Here is a 19,801-nt window from a genome sequence, read left to right on the forward strand (position 1 = left end):
TCGCAAATTTCGGGATTTTTAAAAATATGGATCACTCCTCCCAGCTCCTCTCGCCGAGGATGGCCCTTTTCTGCGCCAGCGCGTAGCCGTAGTGCTGGCATTCGTGCATATTGTTGAAGATTATGGCTTCCTGAATGTCGTGCAGTACCAGCCCGAAACTGGTGGTATATTTCTGGTATTCCGGGAAGAAATCCGCATCATAGTCCTTCAGCAGTATCTTCGATGTCTCCGTCAGCAAAAAATCCAGATCTTCAATCTCGGATGCATTTACGCTCAGGTTCGGCAGCGTACCCTTTTTATAAGTCTCGATCCAGTATTTATCTATACGGAAGGGGTTCCCGCTAAGGTAGTAGTGCAGCAGCTGCTGCGTGGCCACGCTGTGCGCAATGTTCCAGTACATATTGTTATTGAATCCGTCCGGGATTAGCAGAAGGTCTTCCGTAGGGGTCTCGCGCAGCAGCTGGCGGAGGTTTAGTCTGATCTGCCGGTGCGCCTGGAAATGAAAATTCATCGGGAAACTTTTTCCAAAAGTAAGGATAAAGTTTTTAGAAAATTAAAATCAATAGATTTGTAAATTCGGCAACGGGAATCAGGCTTCAAAATTGGGTTCTGCATATTAAGATTCCTAGGGAGTTTTAGAAAATCTGGCAGGAGCGTTAATTGGCTTTAACAAATTTTAACCAAAATTAGACTTCGCCAGCTTGATTAATAGCGGGAATTATCGCAATTTTACCACTTATTTTTTAATAAAAAAATGGCAGAAGCAAATCAGTCCGATGATATTCGGCAGCTGACAGAACGCGTACGCGAGCAGAATTATTTTTTCAGCCTCCTGAGGCAGGAGATCAATAAGGTCATAATCGGGCAGCAGTATATGGTGGACCGCCTGCTGATCGGCCTTTTGGGGAACGGGCATATCCTCCTGGAAGGCGTACCCGGGCTTGCGAAAACGCTCGCAATCAAAACTTTGGCAGAGGCGGTACACGGGGAATTTTCCCGCATACAGTTTACGCCGGACCTCCTGCCTGCTGATGTGGTAGGCACACAAATTTATAACATCAGGGAAAATAATTTTTCCATAAAAAAAGGGCCTATTTTTGCGAATTTCGTATTGGCAGACGAGATCAACCGGTCACCATCCAAGGTGCAGTCGGCATTGCTGGAAGCTATGCAGGAAAAGCAGGTAACCATCGGGGAGGAAACCCTTCCGCTGCCGCGGCCTTTCCTGGTTTTGGCTACGCAAAACCCTATAGATCAGGAAGGTACCTACACGCTGCCAGAAGCGCAGAGCGACCGTTTTATGCTGAAGTGCCGCATAGACTACCCCGAGCTGGAGGATGAGAGAAAGGTGATGAGGATGGTTTCCACTGCGCATCAGCCGAAGATCCAGCCTGTGATTTCGCTGCAGAATGTGGTGGATGCCAAGGCGCTCATCAACCAGATTTACCTTGATGAAAAAATAGAGACCTACATCCTCGACATGATTTTCGCTACGCGCTACCCGGAGCGGTACGGCTTGCCGCATTTAAAAAATTACATTTCCTTCGGCGCATCTCCCCGAGCGTCCATCAACCTTGCCATCGCTGCCCGAGCCAATGCATTTCTGAAGAATAGGGCATTTGTAATCCCGGAAGATGTGAAGGAGCTCGCCGTGGATGTGCTGCGCCACCGCATAGGCCTTACTTATGAAGCGGAGGCGGAAGATATTTCGGCGGAAAACCTTGTGTCTCAGATTCTTGCGAAAATTCAGGCGCCTTAATTTTTTAATCCTCAAAGCAAAAAGTTGCAGTTGGAAATCAGGGAAATCCTCAAAAAAGTACGCCAGATAGAAATCCGCACCCGCAGGCGAACGCACGCCGCGATGATGGGGCAATACCAGAGCACCTTCCAGGGGCAGGGGATGAGCTTTGCCGAAGTGCGCCAATATGAGCCGGGAGACGAGGTTCGCAGGATTGACTGGAATAAAACCGCAAGATTCCAGGATACCTTTGTGAAAGTAATGGAGGAGGAGCGGGAGCTCAGCGTTTTCTTCCTGGTGGATGTTTCGGCATCGATGGACTACGGAACTAAAACGGCGCTGAAGAGGGAATTCGTGGCGGAGATCTGCGCAAGTCTGGGCTTCTCCGCCGCGGCAAACAACGACAGGGTGGGGCTGATTTTATATTCGGATAAAGTTCATAAAATCATTCCGCCTAAGAAGGGGCGCTCGCACATTCTTACCATCATTGCTAGCATCCTCTCTGCCGACTATCGGCCAGCTGCGGCAAATCTCGACGAAGCCCTGAATCTCGCCGTAAAACTAAACCGCAGGAGAGGTTTTTTATTCTTGTTTTCCGATTTCGGAGAAGATTTTGACAGGAAAATCCTGAAGATTGCAGCCAAGAAAAACGCGCTCCTCGCCATAAGGATTTTCGATGAAAAAGACGAGATAATCCCAGATGTAGGCTATGCCTTGCTGCGCGATGCGGAAACCGGCAGAGAATTTTGGGCAAATACCTCCAGCCCAAGGTGGCGGTATAATTTTGCCGAGCAGCAGAGGCAGCGGGTGAGAATGCTTGGCAGCGAGTTCGAATCCGCATCCGCTACTTTCCTTAATCTGGCTACGGGCAGCGACTATGCCCGCGAGCTTTACCGTTTTTTTCAAAAAAGCTGATGAAAATGAAGCTTTTTCGCATTTACATATTATTTATTTTTTCCTTTGCCGCCTCTCTTCGTGGCCAAACCCTTTATTCCTCCCTGGACAAGAACATTGTGGAAGTTGGCGAGCCCAATGTTTACCGGATAAAAATAGATGGCGTCAATGCTAAAGATGTAGCTGCAGCACCAAAGAACGAGCTGCTGCCGTTTCATTTTGAAGTTATAAAGGATTCCATCATACGGTCGCAGGATGTGTACGAGCGCACTGTGGAATTCTCAATTTTTCAGGAGGGGGATTTCCGAATACCGCCGCTGGATTTCGTGATCGACGGACGAAAATTCAGCACCATTCCTTACGAGATTAAAGTGACCAATCCCGCGCAGGCGGGCGACCCCATCAGCGATATAATGAACAACAAGGAGCTGCCGCTGGGCATCCGCGACTACTGGGAGATGTACAAATGGTATGTTCTCGCGACGCTCACTGCTGTGGCGTTGGCTTTAGCATTATGGCAAATCCTTCGCTACGGGAGGAAATTGCGGAGGCCGGAAGTGCGAGCCACCAACTCCACGCTGCGGCAGCTGGAAGATTTAAGGAAAAAAAATTATCTGCAGGCAGGGGATTTCCGCAGTTTTTATGTGGGTTTAATAGAAATTACGCGCCACTTTCTTTCCACCCAGTACCACTTTCCCGCTGAGGTGCTTCTCACAGAAGATTTAATTGAATATTTGCAAAAAAACACTACGATTTCTGAAGAAAACGAAAAAGCTGTCTCTGGTGTTCTGCTGCGCGGAGACAATGCTAAATTTGCAAAAATATTCCCCGAGGCTCAGCAGGCAGTTCAGGATTTTGAGAATATTAAAGCCTTTGTGAAAAGATCATCAAAAGATTTGGAACTTCAAAACCTTAGGCAGGATGTTTAGATTCGGGAATTTTGAATTTCACTCCCCGTGGTTTCTGCTGCTTTTCGCCCTGATGATTCCGCTATTTCTGCGGGATATTTCCGCGCGCGAGAGAAAGGGTATTCCCGTACCGGCCACCGCCGGCATGCAGGAATCTGCCGGTATCCTGGGGGCGCTGGCTTTGCTGAAACTTTTAAAATATATCATCCTCAGTTCCATGATAATCGCCATGGCTAGGCCTAGAAGCTTTACGGTGATGAGCGCTCAGGACGATGACAAGGGGGTCGACATTATGCTCACCGTGGATGTTTCGCTCTCCATGCTCTCCCGGGATCTGGATCCGGACCGCCTCACCGCCCTGCAGGGCATCGCCAAGGATTTTGTAAGGCAGAGGCCGAACGACCGCATCGGGCTGGTGACCTATTCCGGCGAGGCCATTACGAAGGTGCCCGTAACCACCGACCACGATGTGATGCAGGAAGAGCTGGATCTGCTGAACCCGATGGAGCTGGAGCCAGGCACGGCGATAGGTGAGGGGCTCATTACCGCCGTGAACCACCTGAAAAACGGTAAGTCTAAAAGCAAAATCGTAATCCTGATGACCGATGGCGTGAACACCGTCGCGAACGCGATGCCTCCACACACCGCCGCGGAAGTTGCGAAAAACAACGGGATTAAGGTTTACACCATCGGGATTGGTACCAATGGCTTTGCGCTGATGCCCACCGCGATCGATGTTTTTGGAGATCTGGTGTTCAATCATACCGAGGTGAAAATTGATGAAGGTGTGCTGCGCGATATCGCTGCGATGACGGGCGGCAGATACTTCCGGGCGACTACTAATAGGAGCCTTGCGGAAGTGTATCAGGAGATCAACCAATTGGAAAAAAGCGATGTAAAAAGCCGGAAGCTCTACAGCTACACGGAGTATTTCCGCCCGTTTCTCTGGGTAGCGCTCCTTGCGCTGCTGCTGGACGCGCTGCTGCGCTGGGTAGTTTTTAAGACACTGCAATAATGAATTTTTATATTGACAATTACCGATATCTCCTTCTGCTCTTGGTGCCCGCGCTGGCTGGGCTGCTGCTTCTGCGCTTCATCCGCTGGCGGAAGGCAAAGCAGGATGCCTTCGCCGAGCCGCGCTTTCGAGAGGCAATTTTCGGGAAGGCAGGGCGTTTCAGAAAGCTTTTCCCGATGCTCTATTTAGCTGCGCTGCTATTTCTAATTTTTTCGATAATAGATTTCCTTGCAGGCAGCGAGGAGGCCATTGCCAAACAGAAAGTAAACAATCTAGTGTTTGCATTGGATCTTTCCAATTCAATGAATGCCGAAGATGTAGAGCCAAGCCGGCTGGCACAGGCGAGGAACATTATCACCAATTCTCTGGATAAATTCCAGAACGACCGCGTAGGCATCGTGGTTTTCGCCGGGCAGGCAGCCAGTGTAATGCCGCTTACCACCGATTTCGCAGCTGCAGAAAATTACATATCGGCGATGGAGACCAGCGTGCTGAAAGTACAGGGAACGGATTTCCTGCAGGCTGTAAAGACAGCGGCAGAGAAGTTTAAAAAAATCCCCCCTGGTGCCAGGCAGGTAATCCTCATCAGCGATGGGGAGGATAATGAAGGCAATGATGCCGAGGCGGCGAAACTCGCAAAAAAGGAGGGTATAAAGATAATAGCAGTGGGCATAGGCACGGAAGAAGGCGCGCCAGTGCCGGAATACCTCTACGGCCAGCTGATGGGCTACAAAACCGATATGAACGGGAATACGGTGATTTCCCGCCGTGCCGTATCTGCCCTGAAGGAAATGGCAGCTGCCACGGGCGGAGAATACATCGATGGCAATGATATGGAACAGGCGGTGCAGAAGCTGGCAGCGGAAGTAGCCAAGCAGTCGTCGGACTCCTCTATTATGGTAAAATCGCAGAATCCTGTACATTATTATCAATATTTTCTTGGCGTGTCGCTGCTGCTCTTTTTCGTGCTTTATCTTACCAACCCAAAGAGAGATCTGAATTTTTAAACCAGATTTCTGCCAAAAATTTTCTGCCCATTTTAACCCTATTTTAACAGTAGGAGAGGTGGTTTTTTAACACATAATCAAATAAATTTGCATCCTGAATATGGTGCATCTTTACAGGTTGTTTCTCTTTTTTTCGTTAATATCTTCCGGGCTGGCTACTGCCCAGAAGAACTATAATGCCCTGATTTTTGAAGGCAACCAGGCATTCCGGAATAAGGATTACGAAGGCTCTTCCTCAAAATTCGGCGATGCGGCGAGGCAGCAGCCCAATGATTTTGCCGCGCACTACAATCTGGGAAATTCATTTTACAAAAGAAAGCTGTACGCCGAGGCGGAGGCGGAGTATGCCAAGGCAGAAAACCTTGCCAAAACCCGGGAAGACAAAGCTGCCGCAACCTACAACCGCGGGAATGCCCTAATGCAGGCGGGCAGGAATATGGAGGCTGCGGAGTTTTACAAAAAAGCTCTGAAGATGGATCAGTTTAATGAGGCGGCGAGGAAGAATTACCAGATTGCGATAAAAAAACAGGAGCAGAAGCAGCAAAAAAATAAGCCTGAACAACGGGATCAGGATAAATCTCAGGACAACAAAAATGGCGATTCTCCGCAGGACGGCAAAGGGCAAACGCCTCAGGATGGCGGCGAGAACGGCGGCGAGAATGGCAGGGACGGCAGCGGGAGAATGCCGCAAAACAATGGCGAAGAGAGGAGGGGAATGCCAAAGGAGCTGGAGGACCAGCTGCTGAACCGCGCAGGAGATAAGGAGCGCGAAACCGCGAGAAAAATTTTAAACAACAATGCCTATTCCGCGCCGCGGAGCAGGCCGAAAGACTGGTGAGGGGAAGTTTACATTTCATATTCTATTTGTTTTTTGCCGGCATAGCGCAGGGGCAGGTTACGCTCATCACCGCTGTGAAGGACAGGGAGTATAGGGTTGGCGAGCAGGTCACGGTAAATTTTGTGCTGAGGATAGAGGGGCAGGATCTGGTGCAGGAGTCGCCCCTGTATCTTCCTGATTTTTCGAAGTTCCAGGTGGTGGGGAATGCTTCTGAGCGCAACGCTTTCATTGATCCCGCAAAGAAAATAGCTGTGAACCAAGTAGTCTATCAGTGGGTGATTTCTCCTAAAAACCCAGGCAGGCAGCGCATAGGCTCCGCAATGGTGGATGTAAGCGGGGTGCGCTACAAGACTGAGCCCATCGATATCCTGGTTCGGGAAAATATGGCGCCGGAAAAACCGGCGCGCCAGGAGGGGGGGCAGGTGCACCTCGCGATGCACCTCAATAGTAAAAACACCTTTGAAAATCAGCCGGTTGTGGCTACAGTACGCGCTTACAGCACAGATTACAACAAACTCAGAAATGTGGGGAAGGTGCATTGGCAGGCACAGTCCGGCGTTACGGTAACGCCCGTATCCCTCGAAAAGGCGGAGATAGAGCAGGACGAGGAGAGTAAAATGGCTTCCCAGGTGATAGCGGTACTCACGATTATTCCCGACAAACTTGGAGAAATAGAGCTGAACCCCGTGATGGCGGAATACCGCACGGAGCAGAAGCCGGTGAAACTCTTTACCAATAAGCAAAAATTGGTGGTGAAGACATTGCCCGGGAAGGCACCGAAAACTTTTGACCAAATCGTAGGGCGCTACAAGATGTCGCTCACCGGCAAAAATGTCCGGAAAAAAGTGCCGCTCAATAAGCCGATAGATATCTACCTGAAGGTATCGGGCGAGGGAAATCTCAGCGTAGATAAGCTGCCGGGGCTTCTGGAGTCGGATGACTATACTTTCTACAAACCGAAAATCAGCACAGAGCTGATAGACACTGAAATGGGGAAAAGCGGGGTGTACACGGCGCACTATATCGTGGTACCCAAAAAGTCGGGAATGCTCAGTATCGGCACAGAGGGTTTAACTTTTTTTAACCCAAAACGCGGCGAGTATAAAGAAATCAGCGGGAAAACGCTGATAGTGGAGGTGCAGGAGGAAGCCGTGGGCAGTAATACTGCTGTGATGCAGCGCGTGAACGACTATTCCAACTCCGTACTGCAAACCGTAGAAACTCCGGTGCTAGGGACGCGGAAACTGATAATAGACCGGGATGAGGGGATCAGCTGGAGCACCGTGCTGGGGAATTTTGGTATTTTCGCAGTTGCGGCGGGGGCGCTGGGTGCAGGTTTTTATTATTTCCGAAAATCCAGAGCGAAAGTTCCCCAGGGCAGAGATAGCGCTTTAAGCCTTGCCGAAACGGAAAGACTTCTGCGCGACCAGCAGGCTCCGGATATTTCTGCCGATCTGGAATATCTTTCGAAATTAATTAGGGAGGGAAACATTGAGGAATTTTTCAAAACTTTCTATACGATGGATTTTGAAGTAAACGAGTTCCTGGTACGGAAATATCGCCAGAATACTGCGCAGTATCTTGAGGATAAATATGGATACTCCCTTGCTCAGCGCTATGCCCAGCTGATGAGCCGAGTAAAAATCGAGAAATATTCCCCGATGAGAGAGGCTGATGCTCCAGCTTACCTTCTTGAAGAAGCTAAGGATATTTTTTCTCAGATTAAGTAAATTTTACCAATTATATTCTATTTTTGCGAAAAATTAACTGTATGCTGCAAGAGCTCTCTTTCCGCGAAATTCTTACCTGCACCATGGTGCTTTTTGCCCTCATCGACATCATCGGCTCAGTGCCGATCATCGTTTCCCTGAAGCAGAAATTTGGCCGAATAGAGGCGGAAAAGGCGTCGATCGTTGCAGGCGTGCTTATGATTTCCTTTCTCTTCATCGGGAAGCAGATCCTCGGGCTTATCGGTGTTGATGTAAACTCATTCGCCATAGCGGGAGCACTCGTGATTTTCGTAATTGCACTGGAGATGATTTTGGGCATAGAAATACAGAAAAATACCGAAGCCTCCTCAGCGAGCATAGTGCCCATAGCGTTTCCCCTGATCGCCGGTGCCGGCACGCTTACCACTATACTTTCGCTCCGTGCTGAGTATCACGATATTAACATTATCCTTGCTATCATTATCAACTGCCTTATCGTTTATCTTGTCTTGAAATCTGCGGACTGGATTGAGAAGAAGCTCGGAGCAGGTACCCTGCAGGTACTCCAGAAAGTCTTCGGGATTATCCTTCTGGCTATTTCTATCAAACTATTTACTGCTAATTTCGCACAATTGGTACAAACTTATATAGAATTTAATTAATTTGCCTACTTCGCATCAAAATATAATAAATGAAAACCGTTTATAAAGTATTTCTAATAATTTTTGCAATAATTATAGCTGCCAACCTTTATTTTTTCGATTGGCAACTGGGAATAATGCATACTGAAAATACCAAATTTGTATTCTCAATCGCTGCAGCACTCATCGGGATGCTGCTGACGGTGGTGATGAACACCTGGTCTCAGTTGGGGGCTAAAAGATAGCGAGATTATCCAGTATGGCACGGGACTTCAGCTCTGTTTCGCGCCACTCCTTCTGCGGAAGGCTCTTGCTGGTTATTCCCCCGCCGGCGAAAAGCATCGCTCGATTCCTAAAAAGTTTTGCGCAACGCAGATTTACAAAATAATAAACTGCAGTTTCCGTCTCCGTTCGGGAATAGCCGGCGTAAAGTTCGCGGTTAAAATTCTCCAGGGATTTTATTGCGGATTTACATAGGTCTTTAGGAAATCCGCAGACCGCGGGCGTAGGGTGAAGCTCAGAAATAAGAGTTTCGAGATCCTCAAGATTGATGTCCGCACTAAAATCTGTACGGAGATGTTTGATGCTGCCCGAAATGTGATCATAGGTTTCGGAAACCTCTACATCATCAGCGTATTGGCGCAGAATTTTTAAGATAAAATCTGTAACGGGTGCCTGTTCTTCAATTTCTTTCGGAGTCCACTGCTCCTCCACGGGCAGGGTTCCCGCAAGGCTCATAGTGGTAAACTTTTGGCTTTTTTTATCAAATTTCCCGAGAAGTTCGGAAAATGCACCAATCCAGCTTTGGCTCTCATCCCGGAAAAAATACACAAATGCATTGGGATAATTTTTGGAAAGATTGAGGAAACTTTCGGAGATATTTATATCATTAAAATCAACCCCGATTTTCCTCGCGATGACTATTTTCTGAAGCTGGTTTTCGTTAACTACACCAATTGCCCGGTTGATTTTTTCAAGATAATCTTCCCTGCTCTCCTGGCTAAATTCCGGGGTTGCCGGCAGCTGCTTGAAATCCAGAGCCCGGATTTCATCTGCGCTTAGAGGTTTAAATTTCCCTTTAAATACGGATGATCTTTCTCCACCGAAGGTATGAAATACCACAGAATCTCCGCCTTCTCCATAGCAAGTATGGAAAACCCCATCGGGTAAACGGAAGATAATCAAGGCTTTGTGATGATATTGTTGGTCATCACGATATGAGAGATAAGGTTATCGTTTTCATCCTTTACCATTATTTCCGATACATGCATCGTGTTGCCTTTCCGGATAAATCTCGCAACGCCCGTTACCAACCCGGAAGTGGTGGACCGCAGGTGGTTGCAGCTGAGGTTGGTTCCCACAGGAACCTGTTTTTCCTGATCTATGTGCAGGAATGAGAGGGTAGAGCCTAGTGTTTCTGCAAGTGCTGCTGTGGCGCCGCCGTGCAGCAAGCCCATCGGCTGGTGTACGCGCGGGCTTACCGGCATAGTAGCTGTGAGGCTGTCTTCGCTTATATCTGTAAAGCGGATTTCTAGAGTATCCAGCATTGTTTCGGATCCCCAGGTGTTCAGCCGCTGGAGTGTTATTTCTTTTTTCTGCTCAGTCATTTATAGTAAAATTTGGGTTCCAATTCTCAGGGACGGCAGGCACAAGATTTTTTTCCTCTACATAATCGCTTATCTCCTGCAGCACGCCTGCATAGCCGAGTTCTAAAATTCTTTCGTAAGGAATTTTATATCCGAGGTAAACGGTTTTTGTGGCATAATCTCCCGCACCTATTACGATGGGTACTTTTGCCGCAAGTGCCATCTGGTAAAAGCCGCTGCGCCAGCGCTCTACCTGCGTCCTTGTGCCCTCCGGGGCTATCACGAGGCTGAAATCTTTATTCTCCAGCTGCTCTGCCACGAAGTTTACGAGGTCATTTTTTCTGCTCCGGTCTATCCCTATGCCGCCGATGCTCTTTACCAGCCCCCCGTACCAGGCGCGCGTGTGTTTGTCCTTTATAATGATTCTCAGGTCTTTGCCTAGCGCCATATAAGCAAAATTCCCAATGAGGTAGTCAGAGTTATGCGTATGCGGCACCACCACGAGGATGCACCTGTCCAGGTTGTCCGCATCGCCGTCCAGCACCACTTTCCAGCCGATAATTTTCAAAATGGCTTTGCCAAGAAACTTTCTCATCCAAAAAATAAAAAAGTATAACCATAGCGGTTATACTTCACAAATATAAGAAAAAAGGAAATGCTACCTGGCCTTTATCGTGATTTCTTTTTTGCCGTTTTCGATTTTTACGCTCACGCTTTTGGCTTCACTGTTTTTGGCATCACGCAGCATTTTTTCTGCCTGATTTTCAGTCACTTGCTTTCCGTTTACAAAAATGCTGTCTTCGCTGATTCTCAGCGTAGTGCCATAATCTTCGTCGCCGTTTTCATCCGCATTGTCATCATAATTATCATCGGCAGAATCTTCAATTATTGATTTTGGAAAATTGTTGATAATGGTTTTATTTGCCGGAATTACCAGCTCATAATTCGTGCGGTACCCTCTCCCAATTTCAGAATATGGATAGCTTATGTAGTTGGGAATCAATACTTTATTATCCAAAACTTCCACCGCCACTTTGGATTTTAGTGGAAGATTATAGCCGTCGGCTTCTTTGGTAATGATAAGGTGGGGCTTCACATCGCCTTCCTTTCTGGTAATGCGGATTTCCGGCGTTTCACCATCGTAAACCGTTTTTTTATCACTGAAATAATCGTGGCCTACCGCCTTGAAATTTGCAGGAATCTGAATTTTTTTCTGCTCGATGAAAATGGAGTCCGATGCTGAATTTATCGCCACATTCTGCACATCGCTGTTTTCACCGGAATAGCGGAATTCCTTGCGGAAAAATAGCGCCGAAAGCACGATGAGCAGCACAAACCAGGAAATCAGCATTCCGCCGAAAACATAGCCTGTGGATTTTAGCGTGGTTTTTGGCGAGAGCAATTTTATGGCGAAATAAATGAAGAGCGATGCTGGAAGCAAAATGCTGATGAGCGTGAATGCCAGGAAGAGGTAGCGGAAAAGCGGATCGTCCAGATAGAAACGAAACTTGCCCGGAAGCTGCAGCATATTTTCGGAAAATGATGCGAAAACTACCGACATTGCGCCGAAAATCAGGGCGATGCCAACCAGCGCAAAAATACCGCCGATAAAGTAGCGGAGAACATTCCAGATGCTGCTGAACGCCTTTTGGCTGCCATTTTTTCTCACCGCATTTCCAGAATTTGGCTCGATGATGAATTTTGCATTTTTCGCAGATTCCGCTTTCAGATTGTCAAAACCCAAGGGCTGCCCTTTCATTTTCAGGAAGTCTGATGCCGTTACAGCATTTGGGATGATAATCCATAACAGGCAGTAAATCAATACGATAAGCAGCGTGGAAATGTGCGCCGTGAAAATTCCAAGCACGGCAACTGCCGCCCAAATCAGCTGCATAATGTACGGCTGTATGCCGAAATAATGCGCCAACCCGGAACAAACGCCGCCGATTTTTGCGTTGGTAGGATCGCGGAACAGCGGTTTCTCGTAAAATTTTTGCTGCGCTTGCTGCACTTCAGGATTTGCGGTGTAGCCTTCGTTCTGCGCCTCTATTTCTTCTGGGTTTCCAATTTGTGTGATGACTTTCTGCACATCGCTTTCGTTGATAACTTCCCGTTTTCCGAGTTCTTCGCGGAAGATTTCCACCATCCGTATTTCGATGTCGTGCATTACCTCGTCGGCTTCTGCAGCATCCAGAGTGTTTCGCAGCGCTGATAAATAGTCACTTAGCTTGATGTAAGCGAATTCATCGATGATGAAAGAGTAGCCTGCAAGCGCTACTGATATTGTCCTATTCATGATCTTTAGTTTTATTTTGAGAAGTGATTGAATTGATCGCCGTGCTCAGTTCGGTCCAGGTTTTCTCCAGCTCGGTTAAAAACTCTCTGCCTTTTTCCGTGATTCTGTAATATTTCCTGGGCGGCCCGCCCGTAGATTCCTCCCAGCGGTAGGCTAGGATTTCAGCATTCTTCAGGCGCGTCAGCAGCGGATATACGGTGCCTTCCACCACTTGCAGCCCTCCCTTTCGAAGCGCTGCCAGCAAGTCGGCTACATACATTTCCTGAATGTTTATGAGGCTAAGTATCGCGTATTCCAGGATGCCTTTGCGCATTTGTGCCTGCGTGTTTTCCAAATTCATCTATGCTAATTTTCTGTTGCAAAGATATAAAAATTAAAATGTAATATGCAAAGCAAAGTATTAGAATTTTGATATTTACTAAATTTATGCCGTGGGTTTATTCAGCACAAACATCGATACACCGATCGGGGAAATGCTGGCAATAGCAAATGCCAATGGCGTGCTGCTACTGCTTTTCAGGGATGATGAAAAGCTGGAATGGGAGACGGCAAAAATAAGGCAGCATTCCCAAATGGAAATATCAACACAAGAGAATCCTGTGCTCTGCTCATTGGTATCAGAGCTTGAAGAATATTTTTCCGGAAAGAGGGAGAGTTTCAGAGTGAAAGTTTCCCCTCGTGGCACGGATTTTCAGCAGAGGGCGTGGCAAGTTCTCACGGAAATTCCTTTTGGAAAAGCCGTTTCCTACCGGAGGCAGGCAGAGATGATGGGCTCTGCGTCGGCGATCCGAGCGGCTGCTGCAGCCAATGCCGCCAACAGAATTTGCATCCTCATTCCCTGCCACCGCGTGCTCACATCCTCGGGGAAGATCGGCGGCTACCGAGGAGGCGTCTGGCGGAAAAAGTGGCTGATAAATTTTGAACAGAATCGCATCATATCCTCTCCAGCTCATCTCCAGAAATTTGCGTTTTGAAGCTGCCGTAGTTCACGGTTACTTTGCCGTTTTTGTCGATAAATTCTATGGTGCCTACAGAAGTCGAGCCTTTTATGCGCACTCTTTGTCCGGGTTTCAGCCAAACAGCCCGCTCTTTTTTCCGTTTTTCCTCGAGTTTCTCGTTTGTTTCCGCGATTTTTTCCTGAACATCCTGCTTCTTCAGCTGCTGCGTTATTTTCCGCTTTATCACTTGTAGCCGTTTGCTCTCATCTTTGTCTGCACCAAGCTTTCGGAACTTCTCCTGCTCCAGGATTTTCACGAAATCCCGTACCAAATCCTTCCGCGGTTTTCCATTGATGTATGATTTGATGAAGCCCTCAATCTTGTTCCCGAACTGCAGCTTGCGGTGCTCCTCCTCGTAAAGCTTTTGGAAATTAAACAACTTCTGCTGCAGCTGCTCATTCAGTTTCTGAAGGTTTTCGCGCTTATCCTCCACAGATTCACGCTGCTCCGTAAGGTTCGTTTTCAGCTTCTCCACTTCAAACTTCTCCTGCTGCAGTTTCACGATGGTTTTATCCAGGTTCACCACATCTTTCTCCACCTTTTGCCGCGCATTTTTAATGATGAATCTCGGGATTTTATTCTTCTCCGCCACTTCAAAGGTGAACGAACTTCCTGCCTGCCCTATTTCCAGTTTGTACAGCGGCTCCAGCGTTTTTTCATCGAAAAGCATCGCAGCATTTGTAGCGTTCGGAAGCTGCTCCACCAGCAGTTTTATGTTGGTGTAATGCGTGGTGATGATGGCGAAGGATTTTTTATCGTAAAAGAATTCCAGGAAACTTTCCGCCAGAGCGCCGCCCAATTCAGGATCGGAACCTGTGCCAAATTCATCGATGAGTAGCAGCGAATGTCTGTCGGCTTCGCGAATCATCGCTGCCATTTTTTTCAAACGGGAAGAATAAGTGGAAAGGTGATTTTCAATCGATTGATTATCACCAATGTCCGTCATTATTTTCCGGAAAAAGAACATTTCCGATTTTGGATGTACCGGCACTAAAATTCCACTTTGAAGCATCAGCTGCAGAAGCCCTACCGTTTTCAGCGTGATGGATTTTCCGCCGGCATTCGGTCCGGAAATCGCGATTATTCTGTTGTGCTCCGTTAAAGTAAGCGATTGCGGAAGAATTTTTTTGCCCTCATTTTTGTTCTGGATGAAAAGTAGCGGATGATAGGCATCGCGAAGCCTGAGCGTTTGGTGGCGGTTGATTTTCGGCAGCACGCCGTTGATTTTCAGGGCAAATTTCGCCTTCGCCATCGTTAAATCCAAATCGAAAATGTAGCGCTGATAATCCGAAAGCTGCGGCTGGAATTCTGCAATTTCGGCAGTCAGTTTCCGCAAGATTTTATCAATTTCCCGCTTTTCTTCTTCCTGGTTTTCCCGAAGTTTGAAGTGATGCCTAATCACGCTTTCCGGCTGAATATAGGTGATAGAGCCCGTTTTCGAAATGCCGAGAACTCTGCCGGAAACCCTTTTTTTGAAGCCGGATTTTACCGCCAGAACTCTCTGGTCATCAATGATGGTTTCCCTTATATCTTCCAGAAAATCAGCGTTTTGCGATAAGGCTCTGCTGAAATTTTCATCAATGGCTTTCCTCGATTGCTGAATTTCCGTGCGGATGTTCTTCAGGCTAGGCGATGCATCGCTTTTCACCTCGGCAAAACGGTTGAAGACACGGTCGATTTTTTCAATAATTTCTTTCCTGAATTCAATTGCGGAAATTTCTTCCGAAAGAATCGGGAAATTTTCCTTAAACGATGAGAAAAATTTCTGCAGCCTGCCGATTTGTTCCGTGAGTTGTTTAATCTTTACAAAACTCTGATTATCAAGTCGATAGTTTTCAATCAGAATCAGCTTTAGCTCCGTTTCAATGTCATCAAATTCATTAAACGGTATGGTGTTTTCGCTCTCAAAACTTGCGAGAAATTCCGAAGTTTTTTTCAAAGAAATTTCCGCTTCATCGATGGGCATCGGGCGAAGCTGCGCAATGTTTTCCGCTGTTTTTCGGGAAAAAGCAAAGGGCGAAATTTCCGCAAGCAATGCCGGAAATTCAAGCTCGTCCAAATCTTCCTGCTGAATAATCACAACGCAAATTTAGGCTTTCGCCGCCAAATAAAATTTCGGTTTCATCAGATTTGCTCTAATTTTGCAGTTGATTTTCTGATATGACCTGGACTGAAATTTTGGCGCCGGTAAAGAATTCTGACGAGTTTAAAACGCTGTGGGCAAAAGTGAAAACCGAATATGCCACGGCGAAAATCTTCCCGCCAAAGCATCAGGTTTTCCGTGCTATTGAGCTTACGCCGTTTGATGAGGTGAGGGTGGTTATCATCGGTCAGGATCCGTATCATGGTGATTTTCAGGCAAATGGGCTCTGCTTTTCTGTTTCGGAAAATGTGGAAGCGCCGCCTTCTCTCAAAAATATTTTCAAAGAACTGCACGCCGATTTAGGTATTTCGAGAACTTCCACAGAACTTGACGACTGGGCAAAACAGGGCGTTCTTCTGCTGAATTCCACGCTTACAGTACGGGCTTACAGCGCCAATTCGCACAAAGATTTGGGCTGGGAAAATTTCACGAACTATATCATCCAACAAATTTCTGAGCGGAAAGAAAGCGTGGCCTTCGTTCTTTGGGGTTCTTTCGCGCAGAAAAAGGCAGAGTTCATCGATGAATCCAGGCATTTCGTCATCAAATCAGCGCATCCTTCGCCGCTTTCTGCGCACCGTGGATTTTTCGGTAGCAAGCCCTTCTCAAAAATCAATAAATATTTGATTTCCAAAGAATTGCAACCAATAATTTGGTGAAAAATTATCTCACCATTACAGGTTGCTTTGTTTCACCCTTTTCAATTTTCAAGGTCGCGGAATATAGCCCGTTGATTTTCCCGTCAGCATTTTTCGCTGGCTTCAAATTAATCAGCGTGATGAGGTTTCCGTTAAAACTTGCTGATGAAAATTGCTCTTTCGCCTTGTCGTCAGAAGTGCTCAGCTGCACCTTTATCGGCCTGGAATAGGTGGCCATCAGCTCAAGCTCGATGGTTGCATTTCCCGCGTGAACGCAGTTCACATTTTCTGGGCAGCGTGAATCCTGCACGATACGAAGGAAAGTCACATTCATTTCGGCTTCCTGCACGAACTGATTTTCGCCCAGTTTCAGCGTGATTGTTTTAGCCTTACTCTCTTCGTATTGAGAATTCTGCACTGCTGCTTTTTTTTCGCTGGGGTTTTCCCGGGGGTTGGCGGTGCAGCAGAGCATCATCATAGAGGCGGCGAGTGTGGCAAGTGGCATTTTCATATTTTAAAGTTTGGTTAAAATTAGAAAAAAATATAAATCAGCAATAAAACTTTGCTAAATTTGTAAAAGTGAAAGACGAGTTAATAGGTACGCAGGGTCTCCTTCAGACTCTCAGTGATGAGATCCACCGCTGGGCTTTCCGCGCAGTGCCGGAAGGCTTTATACTTTTTTCTCAGATATCGCTAAAAATTCTGCTCCTGCTGGCGGTTGTAGCCATTTTTAATTTTATCGCCTGGTATTTTCTGAAGAGTTTCCGCTCGCTGTTTTATAATAAGCTTAAAGACAATGCCGTGGTGGCGGCGCTTTACCAAAGCAAAGTGCTGGATTCCGTGGCGAATTTTATTGCGCTTTTTATAGGCAGGGCTTCCGTTCAACCGATTTTTTACCGCCACCCCAATAGTTTTGAGGTCTTATCGAGGATTTTTGCTGTGCTAATGATCATCGCCGGTTATGTCCTCTACCACAGGATTCTTACTACTGTAGACCGATACTTTATCATTAAAAAAGATTTTTATCGAATGACGGCGATGCGCGCAGTGACCTCCTCACTGGACATTGTGGGGATCTTCATCTTCGGGTTCATCGGCATTACAGTGCTTTTCGGCGTTAGTGCCAGCGCCATTCTCGGGGTGCTCGGTGCCCTTACGGCGGTCATCCTCCTGGTATTCCGCGACACGATTCTGGGATTCGTTACCGGCATCCATGTCTCCACATCGAGGATTGTAAAAGTGGGCGATTGGGTCATTATCCCGAAATATCAGATTGAGGGAAATATTGAAGACATCAGCCTGCTGACGACTAAAATAAAAAATCTGGACCGCACGGTTTCCACGATACCGACCTATGATCTGATGAGTACCGAGATTAAAAACTTCCAGGTGATGCTGGACAATAACCGGCGGCGCATCAAGCGGTCCATAGTACTGAATGTCAAATCCTTTAAGTTTTTGGATGAGGAGCTGCTTACGAGGCTCAGCAAAATAAATCTCATTAAAGATTACCTCTCGGAGTCGGAGACAATTTTGAACAGAGAGCGCGCCCTGCTGGACAATCAGGAAGAAATCATAAACGGCAGGCAGCTTACCAACATCGGCGTCTACAGACATTATATTTACCGATATCTTGAGAGTAATCCCTACATTGATCAAAATCTCAACCTAATGGTAAGGCAGCTGGAAGTAACGCCCACGGGTATGCCCTTGGAGATTATATGCTTTACAAAAACCTCCGAATGGAAAAAATATGAAACTATAATGGCAGATATTTTCGACCACCTGCTTACTGCAGCCAAAGAATTTGATCTTGTGATTTTACAGGTAACACGAATTAACGGAATTACAGAAAATGACTAAATTATCGGTAAATATTAATAAAATCGCAACGCTGAGAAATTCACGCGGCGGAAATCTTCCGAGCGTTACGCAGGTTGCAGTTGATGCGCAAAAGTTTGGCGCTCAGGGAATTACGATTCATCCAAGGCCTGATGAAAGGCACATCACGAGAAAGGATGTTTATGATTTGAAACCGCTCATCACCACGGAATTTAACATAGAAGGAAATCCGCACAGAAATTTTGTAGAAATGGTGCTAGAAGTGCAGCCTGAGCAGGTTACGCTGGTTCCCGATGCAGATGATGCGCTCACTTCAAATGCTGGCTGGGATTGCAAAACGAATCAGAAATTTTTGCGCGAAGTTATTTCTGAATTTAAAAATGCAGGCATCCGGACTTCCATATTTCTCGATCCAAATCCTGAAATGGTAAAATATGCAGCCGACACAAACACTGATAGAATCGAGCTTTACACAGAATCCTACGCCAAAAACTTTTCGCAGAACAAAGCGGCGGCGATTGAAGATTATATCAAAACTGCTGAAGAAGCGGCAAATTTTGGATTAGGTCTTAATGCAGGCCACGATTTGAATTTAGAGAATATTCAATATTTTGCCGAAAATATTCCGAATTTGTTAGAGGTGTCCATTGGCCACGCTTTAATTTCAGAAGCCTTATATTTAGGGTTGGAAAATACAATTCAGGCTTATTTAAAACGGCTTTCGTTAGCTTAACGACAACTTAGCAAGTTAAAAAAATGCAACAAATTCTGCACTCAAAAATTTATGGGGAAAATCAGGGTGGAACACCGCTACTGGTTTTGCACGGGCTTTTCGGAATGCTGGATAACTGGGGAAGTTTCGGCAAAGAATTCGGTGAGAAAATGCCGGTGCATCTGCTCGATTTGCGGAACCACGGCAGAAGTTTCCATTCCGATGAGATGTCGCACGATGCAATGGCGGCGGACATCCTGAATTATATGCAATCGAAAAACATCGAAAAAGCCCACCTTCTCGGGCATTCTCTCGGCGGAAAAGCAGTGATGCAGTTTGCCATAAATCATCCTGAAAAGACGGAAAAACTCATCGTGGCAGATATTGCGCCGAAATCCTATCCGCCGCATCATCAGGGAATTATCAAGGGTTTGCAGAGCGCAAATTTCGATGAGGTGAGATCGCGAAGCGATGTGGATGAAGTGCTGAAACAGTATATTCCCGAAGAATTTGTGCGGCAGTTCTTGATGAAAAGCCTTTACTGGACGGATGATAAGAAGTTGGCGTGGCGTTTTAATCTGGAAATTCTCGACAAAAAATATCAGGATTTTGTGGCGAATAATATAAAATTTGGAGTTTTTCCCGGGAAAACGCTTTTTATCCGTGGCGAAAATTCCAACTATATTTTGCCACAGGATGAGCTGGCGATAAAGCAGCAATTCCCTGATTATAAGATAGTTAGCATCGCTAATGCTGCACACTGGCTTCACGCCGACAATCCTTCGGATTTCAATGCTGCGGTTGCCGATTTTCTCGGCAGTTAACAGCATTTACCT

22 protein-coding genes are annotated in these 19,801 nt (G+C 46.7%); 14 read left to right on the forward strand and 8 right to left on the reverse strand.

The genetic code is table 11. The features are described 5' to 3' along the window. Positions 1-31 precede the first annotated feature (31 nt). Positions 32-511: a DinB family protein gene (locus IMZ16_RS09240; RefSeq protein ID WP_073179648.1), complete on the reverse strand. Its 480-nt coding sequence runs from the start codon at positions 509-511 to the stop codon at positions 32-34. Between the two features lie 243 nt (positions 512-754). Between IMZ16_RS09240 and IMZ16_RS09245 the strand changes: the two genes are divergently transcribed. From IMZ16_RS09245 to IMZ16_RS09285, 9 genes are all read left to right on the forward strand, one after another. Further along, entirely contained in the window at positions 755-1,759 is a 1,005-nt protein-coding gene (locus tag IMZ16_RS09245; RefSeq protein WP_073179646.1) for an AAA family ATPase, read from the forward strand. A gap of 30 nt (positions 1,760-1,789) precedes the next feature. After that, on the forward strand, positions 1,790-2,653 hold the full coding sequence (locus tag IMZ16_RS09250; protein WP_193439797.1) for a DUF58 domain-containing protein: 864 nt from the start codon (positions 1,790-1,792) through the stop codon (positions 2,651-2,653). Beyond that, positions 2,653-3,561 carry a BatD family protein gene (locus IMZ16_RS09255; protein ID WP_193439798.1) on the forward strand — a complete coding sequence of 303 codons (909 nt, stop codon included), beginning with the start codon at positions 2,653-2,655 and terminating at the stop codon, positions 3,559-3,561. Before IMZ16_RS09250 ends, IMZ16_RS09255 begins: the two co-directional genes overlap by 1 nt. After that, a complete protein-coding gene (locus tag IMZ16_RS09260) occupies positions 3,554-4,555 on the forward strand; it encodes a VWA domain-containing protein (protein WP_193439799.1) in 1,002 nt (333 codons plus the stop codon). The genes IMZ16_RS09255 and IMZ16_RS09260 overlap by 8 nt, the downstream gene beginning before the upstream one ends. Continuing rightward, positions 4,555-5,562, forward strand: a complete 1,008-nt coding sequence (locus IMZ16_RS09265; protein WP_073179633.1) for a vWA domain-containing protein — start codon at positions 4,555-4,557, stop codon at positions 5,560-5,562. Before IMZ16_RS09260 ends, IMZ16_RS09265 begins: the two co-directional genes overlap by 1 nt. A 100-nt stretch (positions 5,563-5,662) precedes the next feature. After that, positions 5,663-6,400: a tetratricopeptide repeat protein gene (locus IMZ16_RS09270; RefSeq protein WP_193439800.1), complete on the forward strand. Its 738-nt coding sequence runs from the start codon at positions 5,663-5,665 to the stop codon at positions 6,398-6,400. Positions 6,401-6,426: 26 nt separating this feature from the next. After that, positions 6,427-8,130 (forward strand): BatD family protein, encoded by a 1,704-nt coding sequence (locus IMZ16_RS09275; RefSeq protein WP_193439801.1) that lies wholly within the window; start codon positions 6,427-6,429, stop codon positions 8,128-8,130. 41 nt (positions 8,131-8,171) lie between these two features. Continuing rightward, the gene (locus IMZ16_RS09280) at positions 8,172-8,771 is read left to right on the forward strand and encodes a MarC family protein (RefSeq protein WP_193439802.1); all 600 of its coding nucleotides are present in this window, start codon (positions 8,172-8,174) and stop codon (positions 8,769-8,771) included. 29 nt (positions 8,772-8,800) lie between these two features. Continuing rightward, entirely contained in the window at positions 8,801-8,995 is a 195-nt protein-coding gene (locus tag IMZ16_RS09285; protein WP_073179627.1) for a hypothetical protein, read from the forward strand. On the opposite strand, the gene IMZ16_RS09290 is transcribed toward IMZ16_RS09285, so the two are convergent. From IMZ16_RS09290 to IMZ16_RS09310, 5 genes are all read right to left on the reverse strand, one after another. Next, positions 8,985-9,935, reverse strand: a complete 951-nt coding sequence (locus IMZ16_RS09290) for a chorismate-binding protein (RefSeq protein ID WP_193439803.1) — start codon at positions 9,933-9,935, stop codon at positions 8,985-8,987. The two genes, IMZ16_RS09285 and IMZ16_RS09290, sit on opposite strands and share 11 nt — an antisense overlap. Continuing rightward, on the reverse strand, positions 9,932-10,357 hold the full coding sequence (locus IMZ16_RS09295; RefSeq protein WP_193439804.1) for a PaaI family thioesterase: 426 nt from the start codon (positions 10,355-10,357) through the stop codon (positions 9,932-9,934). The genes IMZ16_RS09290 and IMZ16_RS09295 overlap by 4 nt, the downstream gene beginning before the upstream one ends. After that, the gene (locus IMZ16_RS09300) at positions 10,350-10,931 is read right to left on the reverse strand and encodes a 1-acyl-sn-glycerol-3-phosphate acyltransferase (RefSeq protein ID WP_193439805.1); all 582 of its coding nucleotides are present in this window, start codon (positions 10,929-10,931) and stop codon (positions 10,350-10,352) included. The genes IMZ16_RS09295 and IMZ16_RS09300 overlap by 8 nt, the downstream gene beginning before the upstream one ends. Before the next feature lie 63 nt (positions 10,932-10,994). After that, on the reverse strand, positions 10,995-12,632 hold the full coding sequence (locus tag IMZ16_RS09305) for a PspC domain-containing protein (RefSeq protein ID WP_193439806.1): 1,638 nt from the start codon (positions 12,630-12,632) through the stop codon (positions 10,995-10,997). Beyond that, positions 12,625-12,972 carry a PadR family transcriptional regulator gene (locus IMZ16_RS09310; protein WP_073179618.1) on the reverse strand — a complete coding sequence of 116 codons (348 nt, stop codon included), beginning with the start codon at positions 12,970-12,972 and terminating at the stop codon, positions 12,625-12,627. The genes IMZ16_RS09305 and IMZ16_RS09310 overlap by 8 nt, the downstream gene beginning before the upstream one ends. 91 nt (positions 12,973-13,063) lie before the next feature. On the opposite strand from IMZ16_RS09310, the gene IMZ16_RS09315 reads away from it, so the two are divergent. Next, entirely contained in the window at positions 13,064-13,606 is a 543-nt protein-coding gene (locus IMZ16_RS09315; protein WP_394368273.1) for a methylated-DNA--[protein]-cysteine S-methyltransferase, read from the forward strand. Here IMZ16_RS09315 and IMZ16_RS09320 read toward each other — a convergent pair. Further along, complete coding sequence (locus IMZ16_RS09320; RefSeq protein WP_193439808.1) at positions 13,566-15,710, reverse strand: endonuclease MutS2; 2,145 nt, start codon at positions 15,708-15,710, stop codon at positions 13,566-13,568. The genes IMZ16_RS09315 and IMZ16_RS09320 overlap by 41 nt on opposite strands. 80 nt (positions 15,711-15,790) lie before the next feature. Between IMZ16_RS09320 and IMZ16_RS09325 the strand changes: the two genes are divergently transcribed. Next, positions 15,791-16,432, forward strand: a complete 642-nt coding sequence (locus IMZ16_RS09325; protein ID WP_193439809.1) for a uracil-DNA glycosylase — start codon at positions 15,791-15,793, stop codon at positions 16,430-16,432. Between the two features lie 4 nt (positions 16,433-16,436). Here IMZ16_RS09325 and IMZ16_RS09330 read toward each other — a convergent pair whose 3' ends face one another. Further along, positions 16,437-16,922, reverse strand: a complete 486-nt coding sequence (locus IMZ16_RS09330) for a hypothetical protein (protein WP_193439810.1) — start codon at positions 16,920-16,922, stop codon at positions 16,437-16,439. 68 nt (positions 16,923-16,990) lie between these two features. On the opposite strand from IMZ16_RS09330, the gene IMZ16_RS09335 reads away from it, so the two are divergent. Genes IMZ16_RS09335 through IMZ16_RS09345 form a run of 3 tightly spaced genes read left to right on the forward strand, consistent with a single transcriptional unit; the run spans position 16,991 to position 19,789 of the window. After that, positions 16,991-18,274 carry a mechanosensitive ion channel family protein gene (locus IMZ16_RS09335; RefSeq protein ID WP_193439811.1) on the forward strand — a complete coding sequence of 428 codons (1,284 nt, stop codon included), beginning with the start codon at positions 16,991-16,993 and terminating at the stop codon, positions 18,272-18,274. Further along, a complete protein-coding gene (locus IMZ16_RS09340; RefSeq protein WP_193439812.1) occupies positions 18,267-18,986 on the forward strand; it encodes a pyridoxine 5'-phosphate synthase in 720 nt (239 codons plus the stop codon). Before IMZ16_RS09335 ends, IMZ16_RS09340 begins: the two co-directional genes overlap by 8 nt. A gap of 23 nt (positions 18,987-19,009) precedes the next feature. Next, a complete protein-coding gene (locus IMZ16_RS09345; RefSeq protein ID WP_193439813.1) occupies positions 19,010-19,789 on the forward strand; it encodes an alpha/beta fold hydrolase in 780 nt (259 codons plus the stop codon). Positions 19,790-19,801 lie beyond the last annotated feature (12 nt).

The organism is Cruoricaptor ignavus (genome assembly GCF_014961145.1).
Lineage (GTDB): Bacteria > Bacteroidota > Bacteroidia > Flavobacteriales > Weeksellaceae > Cruoricaptor > Cruoricaptor ignavus.